This window comes from Mesorhizobium sp. Z1-4 (assembly GCF_004000235.1).
GTDB lineage: Bacteria > Pseudomonadota > Alphaproteobacteria > Rhizobiales > Rhizobiaceae > RCIO01.
The window spans coordinates 660,056-676,086 of sequence record NZ_RCIO01000001.1; the positions used below are offsets into that span (position 1 = coordinate 660,056).

Consider the following 16,031-nt stretch of genomic DNA (forward strand, 5'->3'; position numbering starts at 1 on the left):
CGATGGCGCTGCCTGACCTGCCTGTTTCGGCGGCCCTGCCCGAGCTGTCCGCCGCGCTTGAGAGCGGCGGACAGGCTGTGCTCGTCGCACCGCCAGGTGCCGGCAAGACGACGCTCGTGCCGCTGCATCTGCTCGATGCGCCCTGGCTCGGCGATGGCATGATCGTCCTTCTTGAGCCGCGCAGGCTGGCTGCCCGCGCAGCGGCCCGGCGCATGGCCGAGCTGCTCGGCGAGAAGCCCGGCGAGACCGTTGGTTATGCGATGCGGCTCGACCGCAAGGTCTCGGCGCGCACCCGTATCCTTGTCGTCACCGAAGGCGTCATGGCCCGCATGATCCTCGACGATCCCGAGCTTTCCGGTATCAGCGTATTGATCTTCGACGAATTTCACGAGCGCTCCCTCGACGGCGATTTCGGCCTGGCGCTGGCGCTCGACGTCAAAGGCGGCCTACGCCCCGATTTGCGGCTGCTCGTCATGTCGGCGACCATCGACGGCGCGCGTGTGGCCGAGCTTTTGGGCGGCGCGCCTGTCGTCACCAGCGAAGGCCGCAGTTTTCCCGTCGACATTCGCCACGACGAACGTCCGGCCGGGGAAGCGATCGAGGCTGCGATGGCGCGCGCGATCCGTACGGCGATCGCGGAGCAGGAAGGCAGTATTCTCGCCTTTCTGCCGGGACAGCGCGAAATCGAACGCACCGCCGAAGCGCTCGCCGGCCGGCTGCCGGCCAATGCCGACATCACTCCGCTCTTCGGCGCCATGGAGGGCGGAGCGCAGGATGCCGCGATCCGCCCCGCAGCTACCGGGCGTCGCAAGGTCGTGCTCGCCACGGCCATCGCCGAAACGTCGATCACCATCGAGGACGTACGCATCGTCATCGACAGCGGGCTCGCCCGCCTGCCGCGCTACGAACCTGCAAGCGGCATCACGCGGCTGGAGACGGTACGCGTTTCCCGTGCATCGGCCGACCAGCGGGCCGGACGTGCCGGACGTACGCAACCGGGTGTCGCGATCAGGCTATGGCGGTCCGAGCAGTCGGCTGCCCTGCCCGCCTTCACGCCACCTGAAATCCTGCAGGCGGACCTGACCGGCCTTGTGCTCGACTGCGCAGCGTTCGGCATCGCAGATCCGGCCGGCCTCGCCTTTCTCGACGCCCCTCCGGCACCGGCACTGGCCGAGGCACGCGCGCTGCTTACCAGCCTGCATGCCATCGACGCCGATGGCCGCATCACCGAGGCCGGAACCGCGATGCGCAAGCTGGCGCTGCCGGCCCGGCTTGCTCACATGGTCGCCGAGGCGGCGAAAAAAGACATGGCACTTCAGGCGGCCGAGCTCGCGGTGCTGCTCACCGAACGCGGTCTTGGCGGCAACGATCCCGATCTCGAACACCGCGTGACGCGCTTTCGCAGCGACCGCTCGCCCCGCGCCATGGCTGCCAAAGGGCTCGCTGAGCGGCTGGCGCGTGCGGCCGGCGGCGGCAACAAGCCCTCGGCCAGCGCCGGCGAACTCCTCCTGCATGCATGGCCCGACCGGGTTGCCAGGGCGCGCGGTGCGGCCGGCCACTATGTGCTTGCCAATGGCCGCGGCGCGATGCTCGACGAAACGTCGGCACTTGCCCGCCGGGAGTGGCTGGTGGTCGCCGATTTGCAGGGCGGCGCGAAGAATGCACGCATCACCGCCGCGGCGGCGACCAGCGAAGACGAGATACGCTTGGCGCTCGGCGACCAGATCGAAAGCACGACGGCAACATCCTACGACCCTCAAGCTCGCGCCGTCAGAACGCGACAGACCGAGCGGCTCGGCGCCGTCACGCTTGGCGAAAGGCCCTTGCCCGCGCCTTCGGGCGAAGAAGCCAATACGGCTATCGTAGACTTACTCAGGGAACACGGTCTCGGCCTACTCGACTGGAGCAAGGAAGCCGCGACACTGCGCGCCAGGCTCGGCTGGCTTTACCGAGGGCTTGGAGACCCCTGGCCGGACGTCTCGGACGAAACCCTGCTCTCAGGCCTCGACACGTGGCTTGCGCCCTTTCTGCCCGGCGAAGCCTCGTTCGCGCGCATTAGCGGCAAGATCGTCGAACAGGCGCTTGCCGCGCTTGTCCCCCCAGGCGAGCATGGCCGTTTCGGGCAACTGGCGCCGACACATTACGACGCGCCCTCCGGAAGCCGGCTGCCGATCGACTACGAGGGCGAGCAGCCGGTGCTCGCGATCCGCGTGCAGGAGCTTTTCGGCCTCCATAAGCACCCCATGATTGCCAACGGGACGGTACCGCTGACCCTTGAGCTTCTTTCACCCGCGCACCGGCCCTTGCAGACGACCCGCGACCTGCCTGGCTTCTGGGCAGGTTCCTGGAAAGACGTGCGCGCCGAAATGCGCGGCCGCTACCCCAAGCACGAATGGCCGGAAGACCCGGCGAATGCACAAGCCACCAGCCGCGCCAAACCGCGCAAGTAACTCGCTTTAGAGCTTGGCCGAGCGGCCATACAATCGCATAACAGGCACATGTCCCACGAGGTTTCGACCCCCGATCCGTCAACCGTTTACCGGCTCAGGCTGAACACGCTGATCCGGCTGCGGTGGCTGGCCGTCATCGGCCAGACCGTGGCGGTACTCGCGGTTGCCTTCGGGCTCGGCTTTCCCCTGCCCGTCGGCCCCTGCCTGGCGCTGATCGCCAGTTCCGCCTGGCTCAACCTGTTCCTCTCGTTCCGCTACGCTGCGACCCACCGGCTCGAACCGAAAGCTGCGCTCGGTATCCTGACCTTCGACGCGCTGCAGCTCGGCGGCCTGCTGTTCATGACCGGCGGGCTAACCAACCCGTTTGCGGTTCTGATGGCTGTTCCGGTGGTGATTTCGGCCACGTCGCTGCCGCGCAACTTTACCGCCCTGCTCGGGGTCATCGTGGTTGCCGCCACAACCGTGCTTGCGTTCTTTCATCTGCCGATCCCCTGGTATCCGGGCACCCAGCTCATCATGCCGCTGGTTTTCATCGCCGGGGTGTGGATGGCTGTGGTTTCCTCGATCGCCTTCACCAGCATCTATGCCTATCGCGTCGCCGAGGAAGCGCGGCTGCTGGCAAATGCGCTTGCGGCGACCGAACTCGTGCTGCAGCGCGAGCAGCACCTTTCGGCGCTCGACGGGCTGGCCGCGGCGGCGGCGCACGAACTCGGCACACCGCTTGCCACGATCACGCTGGTGGCAAAGGAGATGGAGCGCGCGCTCGAAAACGATCCGCGGTTCAAGGAAGATGTCAGCCTGCTGCGCTCGCAGAGCGAAAGATGCCGCGAAATCCTCAAGCGCCTGACCAACCTTTCCTCCGAAGGCGAAGCGCATCTGGCACGCATGCCGCTCACCTCGCTTGTGGAAGAAGCTGTAGCGCCGCATCGCGAATTCGGCATCGAGCTGCGGCTTGAGCCCGGGAATTGCGAAGGTCCGGAACCGATCGGCCGCCGTAATCCCGGTGTGATCTACGGCCTCGGCAATCTGGTCGAAAACGCAGTCGATTTCGCCCGCACCACCGTGGTGATCCGCTGGGAATGGAGCGCCGAAAAGGTCGCCATCTCGGTCACCGACGACGGGGCCGGTTTCTCGGCCGAAATCATGGACCGGATCGGCGAGCCATATCTGACGCGGCGCAGCGGCGTGAGTTCCGGCGGAGGGCTCGGGCTCGGACTGTTCATCGCCAAATCGCTGCTGGACAGGTCCGGCGCGGCCATTGCCTTTTCCAACGCATCGGAGCCCGGCATGGGTGCTGTCGTCACGGTGGAATGGCCGCGGAGCGATTTTGTCAGCGGGCCTACCGCCTCGTAATGCTGGACTTGCCGTCAAATATGGCTAAACAGGCCCGAAATGCGCATAATCGGCCAGGAAAAAGAAGAAACCTCCATGTCTGAGCCTCAGGATACGAATGCAGACGTCGCGCTGGGCGCCGACCGTTCCCTGCTGATCGTAGAGGACGACCGCCCCTTTCTGACGCGCCTTGCCCGCGCCATGGAGAGCCGCGGGTTCACCGTCGATACGGCGGAAAGCGTCGAAGAGGCGCTGGCCAAAGTGAAAGCCGGAGCGCCCGCCTATGCGGTGGTCGATATGCGGCTGGGCGACGGCAATGGCATCGACGTCGTGGCGGCCATCCGTGAGAAGCGCGGCGATTCGCGCACCATCATCCTCACCGGTTACGGCAATATCGCCACGGCGGTGACGGCGGTGAAGCTTGGCGCGGTCGATTATCTGGCCAAGCCGGCGGACGCTGACGATGTCTATGCCGCACTCGTCAATACGGGCGAGCGCCCCGACCCGCCCGAAAATCCCATGTCGGCCGACCGCGTCAGGTGGGAGCACATCCAGCGTGTCTACGAGATGTGCGACCGCAACGTTTCGGAAACCGCGCGGCGGCTCAACATGCACCGCCGCACATTGCAGCGCATTCTGGCAAAACGGGCGCCGCGGTAAGGCAACCGGCATTGCCGGCAATCGCAGTTTTCCAACTGCCTGCAGCCGATGGCCTAGTCGCCTTCATTCTCCAGCGCAGCCACCGGCACGCCGGCCATTTCGGCCGCTGTTATGCGCGCCGCGCTCGCGCGTGCAAAGCGCAGCGTGAGCGCCTTGCGGGCCGGCGCTGCGAGGCGGTGCTCCGGTGCTTCGCGCAGGATTTCCGCGCCATAGCCATCGGACAGGATGAAACCGCAATCGTCGGGGAATATCTCGGCCGGTACGCCGGGATGGGTGGCAAAGAAGAACCGGTCGCAGAAAGCCCGGTATTCAGGCCATTTCCGGTCGACCCGGAAATCCTCGATCGAGGATTTGACCTCGATAATCCAGATTTCGCCCAGCCGGCTGAGTGCCACGAGATCGGCGCGCCGTCCGGTTTTCAGCGACAGTTCCGGCAGCGTGACCGCACCGGTTTGAGACAACAGCCGCTGGACGCCCCGGCGCACAAGCAGCGCGCGGTCGGATTGGCGGCCGTCGGCCAGCGGGTTGGCGGCGAAGGGAGATACAATCGGCATCAAACGACACTGCCACAAAATGTTCTTGTTTTGAACCCGTCGAGTCACATGGGGTCTTAATGTTTCCGCGCCAGTTCTTCCGCCGCCAGCGTCTCGTCGATCATCTGCTTCAGCATCGGCAGGTCGGAAAGCGTGAGCGCCAGGGCGATTTCGCCTCCGCCCTCAAGCGCCAGAATGATGCCCGGCTGGCCATGCTCGTTGAGGCCGAACGTCATGCCGGTCGTCTGCAACGCCTGGGATGACGGCCGTTCGTTCCCTGGCAGATGCTCGGTCGCCTTGCCGACAAGGCTCGCAAGCGCGGCAATAACGGCGGGGGCGACACCCGCGTCGAACTCGAGCCCGAACATTTCCCTGTCGGCCGTTCCCAGCAAAAGCGCGACCGACTTGCTTTCAGGACGGGCCTCGCCGCTGAGAACGCGCACGAATTTCGGCGCCGTGTTGACGATTTCGGTCAATGATCGCTCCTTCTGATGCCGGCCGTTGAAAACGCTGAATGCGCCTCACCCGGCCTGAGGTGGCGCCGGAACGCAGAAATGCGAGGAAACAGGCAGTCGCAGCCTCACATTTCCGTGAGCTGTTGCCGATTTGCAATATCAACGCCGCAACATTCCCCGACGTCAGCGCATGGACGATTATTCGCTTGGTCGACCTGAGGCCGCGCATTAACAATAATGTCGAAAATACGGCTCGAATCGAGCCAGGGTCACATCAGCCGGGGGAACAGGATTCCAATATGAAAATCAAAACGATTCTGGCGGTTGCCGTTGTGGGGTTCGCGACCGCATTGGCTGGCTGCACAAGCGGGCAGGTTTTCACATCCAGCTACCGCACCGTACGAGATGCGGGCTATCAGATTCCTCCGGTGCCGGTCAGCCGGCTGGATCGCAAGTATCACCGGCAGGTGGTCAAGTTCGAAACCAAGGAAAAGCCCGGCACCATCATCGTCGATACAGGCGAGAAGTTCCTCTATTTCGTCATGCCGGAAGGCAAGGCCATGCGCTACGGCATCGGCGTCGGACGTGACGGTTTCACCTGGTCGGGCACGCACCGTGTCACCCGCAAGGCCGAATGGCCGGGCTGGACCCCGCCTGCGGTGATGCGGGCGCGCGAGCGTGCGAAGGGCAAGATCCTGCCGGCATACATGCCGGGCGGTCTGCAGAACCCGCTTGGCGCACGCGCCATGTATATCGGCTCCACGATCTACCGCATCCACGGCTCGCCGGAATGGAACTCGATCGGACGCAACGTTTCGTCCGGCTGCATCCGGCTGATCAACCAGGATGTGATCGATCTCTACAACCGCGTCGAAGTTGGTGCGAAGGTCATCGTCAAACGCTGAGCGGCGGACCTGCTGCACAAAAAAACCGGGCCTTCGAGCCCGGTTTTTTTGTGCGCCGCGGAGCGTCCGATCCGCGTGTGAAAGAGTGCTTCCTCAGACGATCTGCTCAACCTGCTGCACTTCGGGTACGAAGTGGCGAAGCAGGTTCTGAATACCGTGCTTCAAGGTGGCAGTTGACGAGGGGCAGCCCGCGCAGGCGCCCTTCATATTGAGGAACACGGTGCCGTCGCGGTAACCACGGAAGGTGATATCGCCGCCATCCTGAGCCACCGCCGGGCGCACGCGTGTGTCGAGCAGTTCCTTGATGGTGAGCACGATTTCCTTGTCTTCGTCCTCGAAGAATTCGGAGCCCTCATCGGCGGCGGTGTCGTTTTCGGTGCCGTCGGCCATGACCGGCATTCCGGACATGAAGTGCTCCATGATCGCACCCAGAACGGCCGGCTTGAGATGCTGCCAGTCGGGTTCGTCTTCCTTGGTCACGGTCACGAAATCGTAGCCGAGAAATACGCCTGTGACGCCCGGCACATCGAATAGGCGGCCCGCCAGCGGCGACGTTTCGCGGGCGCTGTCGGCATCGCGGAAATCGGCTGTGCCCGACCGCATGACTTCCTTGCCGGGAAGAAACTTGAGTGTCGCGGGATTCGGGGTTGCCTCGGTCTGGATAAACATGGCGGACCCATCGCCTCCTGGTTCTTTTGAATAGTTCTAAGTAAGCTCAAGCGGGCGCCGTTTCAACCCGCCTGGGCGTCACATCTCGGTCATCAGGCGAGGCTGTCGATATCCTCGTCGGTCAGGTTCTGCGGCACGACCGTGACCGGGATCGGAAACGCCGCCGCCTTGCCCGCGATCGACGAAACAAGCGGGCCCGGTCCTTCTTTCGCGTTGCCGGAGGCCAGAACCAGGATCGCGATATCCTGGTCCTCTTCGATCAGCCGGTGAATCTCCTCCACCCGCGACCCCTCGCGAATCGCGACCTCCGGTTCGATGCCGACGCGCTCGCGAACCTTGCCGGCGTGCTGCTCCAGAGCCGCTGTGGCGACCGATTGGGCTTCCTCGCGCATGATCTGCTCGACGCCGAGAAACTGCTGAAAATCAGCGGTATCGATGACAAAAAGCAGGACCAGAACGCCGCCGGTCGATTCGGCGCGCCGCGACGCGTAGGCAACTGCCCGCTCGCACTCTTCGGTTTCGTCGATGATCGCGAGAAACTTGCGCCGGTGGCCGGCTTCCCTGCTCAGGCGTTTGGATACCATTGGCGCCCCTTGTCAGTTTTCCTCGTGGCGGGCCAATCTGCCACCGGACCAGGCTGGCAGCAAGCTGGTCCGATGGCTCGTTGAACGCCGGTGTCTCTCCGGATAAGGAAAGATCAGTTCCCCAGCAGGCCGATAATCTTGCGCGCCATCGCCAGCGTTTGCTCGGCTTCGGCCGCGGCGCGTTCGCCGCCTGCACGCAACACGCCGTCGACATATGCGTGGTCGGCCGAAATTCGGCGCATTTCAGCCGCGATGGGTGCCAGCTTTTCCACCGCAAGCTCGGCAAGCGCCGGCTTGAACTCGGAAAACTGCCTGCCGCCGAAGTCCGAAATCACCGCGGCGCGCGACGTTTCGGCGAGGGCCGCGAAGATGGTGACGAGATTCTCGGCTTCAGGCCGGCCTTCCAGACCCTCCAGTTCGGAGGGCAGCGGCTGCGGATCGGTTTTTGCCTTGCGCACCTTCTTGGCGATGGTATCGGCATCGTCGGTCAGATTGATGCGCGACAGGTCCGAAGGGTCCGATTTCGACATCTTCTTGGTGCCGTCCCGCAGGCTCATCACCCGCGGAGCCGGCCCCTCGATCAAGGGCTCAGTCAGCGGGAAGAAGCCATTCACCTTTTCCTCGCCGACCATCATCTCCACGCCCAGGCCCAGCTCCGCGATACGCTCCGAGAAGTCGTTGTTGAACTTCTGCGCAATGTCGCGCGTGAGTTCCAGGTGCTGTTTCTGGTCGTCGCCAACCGGAACATGGGTGGCCCGGTACGCCAGAATGTCTGCCGCCATCAATGTCGGGTAGGCAAAAAGCCCCACGGAGGCGTTTTCGCGGTCCTTGCCGGCCTTTTCCTTGAACTGGGTCATCCGGTTCAGCCAGCCCATGCGGGCGACGCAATTGAATATCCAGGCCAGTTCGGCATGCTGCGCGACGCGGCTCTGGTTGAAAACGATGTGTTTTTCGGCGTCGATGCCGGCGGCAAGGAAGGCCGCCGTTACTTCGCGCGTTGCCTTTTCCAGCTCGGCCGGCTCTTGCCACAGCGTGATCGCATGCAGGTCGACGACGCAGTAGATGCAGTCGTGGTCGTCCTGCAGGGCGACGAAACGCCTGATGGCACCGAGATAATTGCCGAGATGAAGGTTTCCGGTCGGTTGAACGCCGGAGAACACGCGTTCTTTGAAGCTGGTCATGATGATGTTCCGTGGCTTGTGGAGGGCCGTTTCGCGCGCGGCGAAAATCGGTGCGCGGCTTATGGACGAGCGTCAATCACTAATCAAGTCGTCTTGCGCCGCCGCCGCAGCAGACCGGTCAACTCGCGTCTGTCGATGGCGCCGGTGCCGATGGCGATAACGAAATAGGCGGCCGCGGCGCACAGGATTACGGCGGTCACCGCCAAAACCCGCACGCCAACCAGCGCGTGGCCGACATAGGGCGCGATCGCATCGGCGGAAATCCACACAAGCGCGCCCATGGCGGCGCTGGCGACAGAAAGCAGCGCAACGCGGCGCATGGTGCCGCCAGACGGACGGAAATCGCCACGCCGCCACAAAGTGCCGGCAAGCAGCACGAAATTCACCCACGCCGCGAGCGACGACGCGGCCGCGATCGCGACATGGCCGTAATAGGGAAACAGCGCCAGGCTGGCACCGATATTGACGACGACGGTGGCCAGCGCGAACCACATCGGCGTGCGCATGTCCTCGCGGGCGAAAAACCCCGGCTGAAACACCTTGATCAGCACATAGGCCGGCAGGCCGGACGCGAACGCCGCGAGCGCGGCAGCCGTCATGATCGTATCGGCGCCGGTGAATTCGCCACGCTCGTAAAGCACGTTGACGATCGGCCCCGGCAACACCATCAGCCCGACGGCGGCAGGCAGCGTGAGCGCCAGCGCAAACTCCAGCGAGCGGTTCTGCAGATGCAGCGCATCACCGGTGTCGCCCGCCCGCAGCGAACGGGCAAGCTCGGGCAGCAGCACCACCCCGACCGCGGTGCCGATCACCCCGAGCGGCAGCTGGTTGATGCGGTCGGCGAAGTTCAGAAGGCTTATGGCGCCATCCTGCGCCGACGCAATGATGCGCCCGACGAGAAGGTTGATCTGCATGATCCCGCCGGTCAGAACGGCGGGCCCCATCAGGATCAGCAGCCGCTTTACGCCGGGCGAAAGGGCGGGCGGCTTGAGGCGCAGCGCAAGACCTTGCCGCCGCACGCCGGCGATCAGCAGGACAAGCTGCAGAACACCGGAGGCAAGCACGCCCCAGGCTAGCAGCAGGCCCGTCTCGCGCGCAGCCGCGCCAGTGGCCAGCGCTACGAGCAGAATGCCCACCAGAATGACATTCAGCAGGGTCGGCACCAGCGCGGCGAAGAAGAAGCGGCGCATGGAATTCAGCACGCCCGACAGCATGGCGACCAGCGACATGCACAAAAGGTAAGGGAACATGATCCGCGTCATCAGGACGGTGAGATCAAACTTCTCGGGCGTGTCGGAAAAACCCGGCGCGATAACCGAGCCGACAAGAAAGGGCATGAAGATGATGGCGAGCGCCGACAGCGCTATGAGGAGCGTAAGCAGTACCGACAGCACATCTTCAGCGAATTTGCGTGCGGCTTCCAGGCCGCCGCCCTCGAGCTCCTTGGCGAAAAGCGGCACGAAGGCGGTGTTGAACGCACCTTCGGCGAAGATGCGGCGGAACAGATTGGGAAACAGAAAAGCGGCGTAAAACGCATCGGCAACCTGGCCGACGCCCAGAACCGCAGCGACGAGTGCCTCGCGCACGAAGCCGAGCACCCGGCTCGCCATTGTGGCGCTGCCGACACTGGCGAATTTGGTGATGAGGCTCATGTTGTGCTGCTCATTCTGCAGCCTCTGAAACGCGCGAGCGGCCATTTGCGGACGCTGCATTTCCTTCCAATGTCTCCAGCAGGCCATTCCTGACCGCGGCCATGCGGGTTTCGCTTTCCAGTTTCTGGCCGGTCAGGTCAGTCACGTAGAAGGTGTCGATGACCTTTTCGCCGAAGGTGGTGATGTGGGCCGAAGCGATGTCCAGCGAGAGGTCGGATATCTTGCCGGTGATCTCGGAGAGAAGTCCCGGCCGGTCGAGGCAGGTTACCTCGATCACCGAAAAGCGGTTCGACAGCGCATTGCGGATCTCGACCCGCGGCTCGACTCTGAAGGCCTTGGTGGAGCGTTTGGGCCTGGAACGCTCCTTGATGACCTCGGGCAAGTAACGTTTGCCCGACAGCACGCTCTCGATCAGCTTGCCGACACGCGCGGCACGCCGGCGCTCATCGTCGTCGAGATCGAATTCACGGTTGATAAGGATGATGTCGAGCGCACGGCCGTCGGAAGTGGTGAACACCTGCGCGTCGACAATATTTGCGCCGGCGGCCGAACAGGCGCCGGTGATGACGCTGAGCAAGCGCGGGTGGTCTGGTGCGAGCACAGTGATCTCGGTCACCGCCTCGAAGGTCAGCGGGCGGCTCATCGTCGCCAGATGGCGGCCCTCGCTGTCGGCCTCGCGCACGAAATTCGCCTGCCGGACCTGATCTTCAAGATCGACAGTCAGCAGGTAGTTTTCATAGAGCAGCTTGAGATAACGCTTGCGGTCCTTTTCCGGCCAGTCGGACAGCGCTTCCGACAGGCGCATGCGGGCCCCTTCGGCCCGCTCGTTGCGCGACATTTCCGAAAAACCGCCGCGCAGCAGAAGCTCTGTCTCGAAATAAAGCGTGCGCAGCAACTGGCCCTTCCAGCCGTTCCACACGCCCGGACCCACACCGCGGATGTCGCACACGGTAAGAACCAGGAGCAGTTTCAGCCGCTCGACCGACTGCACCACATTGGCGAAATCCTCGATCGTCTTGCGGTCGTTGAGATCGCGGGTCTGCGCTGTCATCGACATCAGGAGATGATGTTCGATCAGCCAGGCGATCGTCTCGGTGTCTTCCTTGCCAAATCCCATATGCGGGCACAGCCGGCGTGCTATGCGCGCACCGGCGGTCGAGTGGTCCTCCGGCCTGCCCTTGGCGATATCGTGAAACAGCAGCGCCACATAAAGCAGTTTGCGGTGCTCTTTCAGGTCCGGCATCAGCGAATGCGCAAGCGGGTGCGTTTTTGCAGCGTCGCCGCGCTCGATCTCGGAAAACACACGTATGCAGCGCAACAGATGCTCGTCCACCGTGTAGTGGTGGTACATCGAGAACTGCATCATCGCGACAATCTTGTTGAAGTCGGGAATGAGCTTGCCGAGCACGCCCGCCTCGTTCATGCGCCGCATGTTGAGTTCGGGATCCCTGCCCGACGCAAGCAAATCCATGAACAGCCGGTTGGCTTCCTCGTCGCGGCGCAGATTGCGGTCGATCAGTTTCAGCGAGCGCGTGACAAGCTGCATGGCGTCGGGGTGGTATTCCAGCCCGTGCTTGTCTGCGAGCCAGAACAGCCGCAGCAGGTTGACCGGGTCGCGCTCGAAGACCTGCGGGTCGGAAATCGTGATGCGGTGGTTGTCGACCAGAAAATCGGACGTGCCGGCCAGCTTGCGGCGGCGGCGCGAAAAACTCGAAAACAGGGAGAAGCCCGGCACCTGCTTGGCCTGCTCTTCCTCGAGCGCGGCGCAGAAAATGCGCGTCAGGTCGCCCACGGATTTCGCGGTCAGGAAGTAATGCTTCATGAAACGCTCGACTGCCGACAGCCCGGGATGGCTCTGATAGTCCAGCCGCTCGGCAATTTCGCGCTGGATATCGAAATGCAGCCGCTCCTCCGCCCGGCCGGTGAGGAAGTGCATGTGGCAGCGGACCGCCCACAGAAAGTCCTCGGCCTTGCGGAACTGGAGATACTCCTTGCGGGTATAGACGCCCTTTTCGACCAGCTCCTTCGCCGTCCTGACGCGATAGAAATATTTGCCTATCCAGAATAGCGTGTGCAGGTCGCGCAGCCCGCCTTTGCCGTTCTTGACATTGGGCTCGACCAGATAGCGGCTCTCGCCTTCCTTCTCGTGGCGCTGGTCGCGCTCGGCAAGCTTGGCCTGGACGAACTCCGGCCCGGTCTCGCGCATCACCTCGTCGTCGAACCGTTCGAGAAGCTCGTCATTCAGCTCTGAATCGCCACAGATGAAGCGCGCTTCCAGAATCGACGTCCTGATCGTCATATCGGTACGCGACAGGCGGACGCATTCGTCGATATTGCGGGTCGCGTGGCCGACCTTCAGGCCAAGGTCCCAGAGCAGATAGAGCACATATTCGATGACCTGCTCGCCCCAGGGCGTCTGCTTGTAAGGCCGCACGAACAGAAGATCGATGTCGGAGCCCGGCGCCAGCGTGCCGCGCCCGTACCCGCCGACGGCGACCACTGCCATGCGTTCGGCAGCACTCGGGTTGCGCGAGCGGTAAACATGCACCGCCGCATATTCGTAAAGCGCGGCGATGATCTCATCCATCAGATGGGAAAGGCGCGCCGCACAGGCCGTGCCGCCGCCGTCTTCGCCCAGCAGGCGCTCGGCTGTGCGGCGGCCCTCGGCCAGTGTGGCCTTGATCAGCTCGACGACATCGGCGCGTGCCTCCGTACCGCCGCCCTCGCCGCCATGGTTCGCGGCAATCGCCGACAGTCCTTCGCGCAGCGCTGCGCGGTCAACGATAAGCTCGAGCTTGAGGGGAATTTTGGCCATATGTTCAGGTCGTTGCGTCGGCGGCTTCTATAACGCCAATTGACGCGCTGCGATATGGGGCCCGCGCGCGGCTATTTCGAGGCCGCCTTCAGCCGGTAGAGCGCTTCGAGCGCTTCGCGCGGCGTCATCTCGTCGGGATTGAGACCGTCGAGCTCGTCTCGAAGGCTATCGCGCGCGGCGGGTTTTGCCGGTTCGCGGGAGACAACCGCGTTGAAAAGCGGCAAATCGTCGGCGAGCGATGCGGTCGTTCCCGTCACCTCGCCTTCTTCCAGCCGGTGCAGAACGTCGCGGGCGCGCTCCACCACCGGCTGCGGCAGGCCGGCCAGCCGCGCGACCTGCACGCCGTAGGAGCGGTCGGCCGCGCCCTTGGCGACTTCGTGCAGGAACACCACCTCGCCGTCCCACTCCTTGACCCGCATCGTCACGTTGGCGAGCCGGTCGAGCTTGTCGGACAGCGCGGTCATTTCGTGGAAATGGGTGGCGAAGACTGCGCGGCAGCGGTTTTTCTCGTGCAGAAATTCCACCGTCGCCCAGGCGATGGACAGACCGTCGAAGGTCGCTGTGCCGCGGCCGATTTCATCCAAAATCACCAGCGAACGCTCGCCGGCCTGGTTGAGGATCGCTGCCGTCTCGACCATCTCGACCATGAAGGTCGAACGGCCCCGCGCCAAATCATCGGAAGCTCCGACGCGGCTGAACAGCCGGTCCACCACGCCGATATGGGCGCTTTTGGCCGGCACGAAGGAACCGGCCTGCGCAAGCACCGCAATCAATGCGTTCTGGCGCAGGAAGGTCGATTTGCCGCCCATGTTCGGGCCGGTGAGCAGCCAGATCGCGCCGTTCTTTGCCTCACCCTGAGGCGACAGATCGCAATCATTGGCGACAAAAGGATCGGCGAGCTGTTTGCGCAGCGCCTGCTCCACCACCGGGTGGCGGCCCTGCTCGACGATGAAGGCCAGACTGTCGTCCACCGTCGGGCGGCGGTAATCGTCGGCTTCTGCAAGCACCGCAAGTGCGGCAGCCACGTCGAGCTCGGCGAGTGCCGCCGCGACTTTGCGGATCGCGTCCGCGCAGGCCGCCGCCTCCGCCACCAGCCTGTCGAACACGCCGTGCTCGATCGTCAGCGCGCGGTCGGCGGCGTTGGCGATCTTGGTCTCCAGCCCGGCCAGTTCGGTGGTTGTGAAACGCATCGCATTCGCCATCGTCTGGCGGTGAATGAAGCGCGCTTTAGCCTCGTCGGTGCCGGTCAGGGTGCCGTGATGGTTGGCCGTAACCTCGATGTAGTAGCCCAGCACATTGTTGTGCCTGATCTTGAGCGAGCGGATGCCCGTCTCCTCGATCAGGTCGCGTTCCATCGCTGCGATGACGCGCCGGGATTCATCGCGCAGCGCACGCACCTCATCGAGTTCGGCATCGTAGCTGGAGCGCACGAAACCGCCGTCGCGGCGCAGCAGCGGCAGCTCGTCGGCAAGGGCGGCTTCGAGGTGGCCGGCGAATTCCTGCGGCGCGGCCCGCAAATCGCCGAGCGCGTCGGCAATGCCCGCCGGCAGCTCGGCGGCGCCCAGCAAAGCAGCGATCTCCGCACCTGCTGCCAGGCCTGCTCGCAGCGCCCCCAGATCGCGCGGACCGCCACGCCCCAGCACCAGCCGAGAGAGCGCACGGGCAATGTCGGGGGCGGCCTTCAGCGAAACGCGTAGCGCTTCGCGGGTCCGATCCTCGTCGACGAACCAGCTCACCGCATCGAGCCGCGCATTGATAACGCCGGGATCGGTCAGCGGCGCGGTCAGGCGTTCGGCGAGCAGCCGCGCGCCGCCGCCTGTCACCGTGCGGTCCACCGCGGCAAAGAGCGAGCCTTCGCGCGCACCGGACAATGTGCGCATCAGTTCGAGATTTGCCCGCGTCGCCGCATCGATAAAAAGCGAGGCCGCCGCATCTTCGCGCGCCGGCCGTTCCAGCGGCGGGCGGGCGTCGATCTGCGTCTTCTCCACATAGCCGATCGCTGCAGCGATCGCCGCCAGCTCGGCGCGGGCGAAAGTGCCGAACCCTTCCGTCGTGGCGACGTCATAGAAGCGGGCAATGCGGCTTTCGGCGAGCGCGGAATCGAACATCGGTGCCGGCTGCGGCACCGCTATGCGGCCAAGCACATCGAACACCGGTCTGAGTTCGGGATCGGCGAACACCGCGTCGGCCAGTATCAGTTCGCGCGGGTCGACCCGCAGAATGTCCGACAGCAGCCGGTCTGCCGCGCTTTGCATCACGCGGAAAGCACCGGTCGAAATGTCGATCCAGGCGAGCGCGAAACCGCCGTCGTCCGTGCCTTTCACGCGCGCCAGCGCCATCAGCATGTTGGCCTCGGCCGGCGCGAGGATTTTCTCCTCGGTGATCGTGCCCGGCGTGACGAGCCGCACCACATCGCGGCGCACCACCGACTTCGAGCCGCGCTTCTTCGCTTCGGCAGGGTCTTCCGTCTGCTCGCAAACAGCGACACGATGGCCGGCGGCAATGAGCTTTTGCAGATAATCGTCGGCGGCATGCACCGGCACACCGCACATCGGGATATCTTCGCCCTGATGTTTGCCGCGCTTGGTAAGCGCGATGCCCAGCGTGCGGCTCGCCATCTCGGCGTCGTGGAAGAACAGCTCGTAGAAATCGCCCATGCGATAGAAGAGCAGCGAATCCGGATTGGCCGCCTTGATCTCGATATACTGCTCCATCATCGGCGTCGCGCCGACGGCAGAGAGCGGCGCCGGCGTGGCACCCTCGGTCTTGCGATGGATCGGCGTTTCGTCGTTCAC

Annotated in this window: 12 protein-coding genes; 4 read left to right on the forward strand and 8 right to left on the reverse strand. The window is 64.2% G+C overall.

From position 1 onward, the window contains the following. Positions 1-2 precede the first annotated feature (2 nt). The 3 genes from hrpB to EP165_RS03170 all read left to right on the forward strand — a co-directional run bounded on the left by hrpB (position 3) and on the right by EP165_RS03170 (position 4,442). On the forward strand, positions 3-2,450 hold the full coding sequence (gene hrpB, locus EP165_RS03160) for an ATP-dependent helicase HrpB (RefSeq protein WP_127520089.1): 2,448 nt from the start codon (positions 3-5) through the stop codon (positions 2,448-2,450). A gap of 48 nt (positions 2,451-2,498) precedes the next feature. Continuing rightward, positions 2,499-3,803 carry an ActS/PrrB/RegB family redox-sensitive histidine kinase gene (locus EP165_RS03165; protein WP_127520090.1) on the forward strand — a complete coding sequence of 435 codons (1,305 nt, stop codon included), beginning with the start codon at positions 2,499-2,501 and terminating at the stop codon, positions 3,801-3,803. A gap of 75 nt (positions 3,804-3,878) precedes the next feature. Then, the gene (locus EP165_RS03170) at positions 3,879-4,442 is read left to right on the forward strand and encodes an ActR/PrrA/RegA family redox response regulator transcription factor (protein ID WP_127520091.1); all 564 of its coding nucleotides are present in this window, start codon (positions 3,879-3,881) and stop codon (positions 4,440-4,442) included. A 53-nt stretch (positions 4,443-4,495) separates the two neighbouring features. Here EP165_RS03170 and EP165_RS03175 read toward each other — a convergent pair whose 3' ends face one another. Together EP165_RS03175 and EP165_RS03180 are read right to left on the reverse strand one after the other, a co-directional pair. After that, the gene (locus EP165_RS03175) at positions 4,496-4,996 is read right to left on the reverse strand and encodes an MmcB family DNA repair protein (RefSeq protein ID WP_127520092.1); all 501 of its coding nucleotides are present in this window, start codon (positions 4,994-4,996) and stop codon (positions 4,496-4,498) included. Between the two features lie 56 nt (positions 4,997-5,052). After that, positions 5,053-5,451 carry a hypothetical protein gene (locus EP165_RS03180; protein WP_127520093.1) on the reverse strand — a complete coding sequence of 133 codons (399 nt, stop codon included), beginning with the start codon at positions 5,449-5,451 and terminating at the stop codon, positions 5,053-5,055. A 278-nt stretch (positions 5,452-5,729) separates the two neighbouring features. Here EP165_RS03180 and EP165_RS03185 point away from each other — a divergent pair, with 278 nt between their 5' ends. After that, complete coding sequence (locus EP165_RS03185) at positions 5,730-6,335, forward strand: L,D-transpeptidase (RefSeq protein ID WP_127520094.1); 606 nt, start codon at positions 5,730-5,732, stop codon at positions 6,333-6,335. Positions 6,336-6,428: 93 nt separating this feature from the next. On the opposite strand, the gene EP165_RS03190 is transcribed toward EP165_RS03185, so the two are convergent. The 6 genes from EP165_RS03190 to mutS all read right to left on the reverse strand — a co-directional run bounded on the left by EP165_RS03190 (position 6,429) and on the right by mutS (position 16,031). Continuing rightward, on the reverse strand, positions 6,429-7,004 hold the full coding sequence (locus EP165_RS03190) for a NifU family protein (protein ID WP_127520095.1): 576 nt from the start codon (positions 7,002-7,004) through the stop codon (positions 6,429-6,431). 92 nt (positions 7,005-7,096) lie between these two features. Next, positions 7,097-7,588: a universal stress protein gene (locus tag EP165_RS03195; protein WP_127520096.1), complete on the reverse strand. Its 492-nt coding sequence runs from the start codon at positions 7,586-7,588 to the stop codon at positions 7,097-7,099. Between the two features lie 113 nt (positions 7,589-7,701). Then, on the reverse strand, positions 7,702-8,769 hold the full coding sequence (gene trpS, locus EP165_RS03200; RefSeq protein ID WP_127520097.1) for a tryptophan--tRNA ligase: 1,068 nt from the start codon (positions 8,767-8,769) through the stop codon (positions 7,702-7,704). Between the two features lie 83 nt (positions 8,770-8,852). Beyond that, positions 8,853-10,421, reverse strand: a complete 1,569-nt coding sequence (gene murJ / locus EP165_RS03205) for a murein biosynthesis integral membrane protein MurJ (RefSeq protein ID WP_127520098.1) — start codon at positions 10,419-10,421, stop codon at positions 8,853-8,855. A gap of 10 nt (positions 10,422-10,431) precedes the next feature. Next, the gene (locus EP165_RS03210; RefSeq protein WP_127520099.1) at positions 10,432-13,236 is read right to left on the reverse strand and encodes a [protein-PII] uridylyltransferase; all 2,805 of its coding nucleotides are present in this window, start codon (positions 13,234-13,236) and stop codon (positions 10,432-10,434) included. A gap of 71 nt (positions 13,237-13,307) precedes the next feature. After that, positions 13,308-16,031 (reverse strand): DNA mismatch repair protein MutS, encoded by a 2,724-nt coding sequence (mutS, locus tag EP165_RS03215; RefSeq protein ID WP_501981644.1) that lies wholly within the window; start codon positions 16,029-16,031, stop codon positions 13,308-13,310.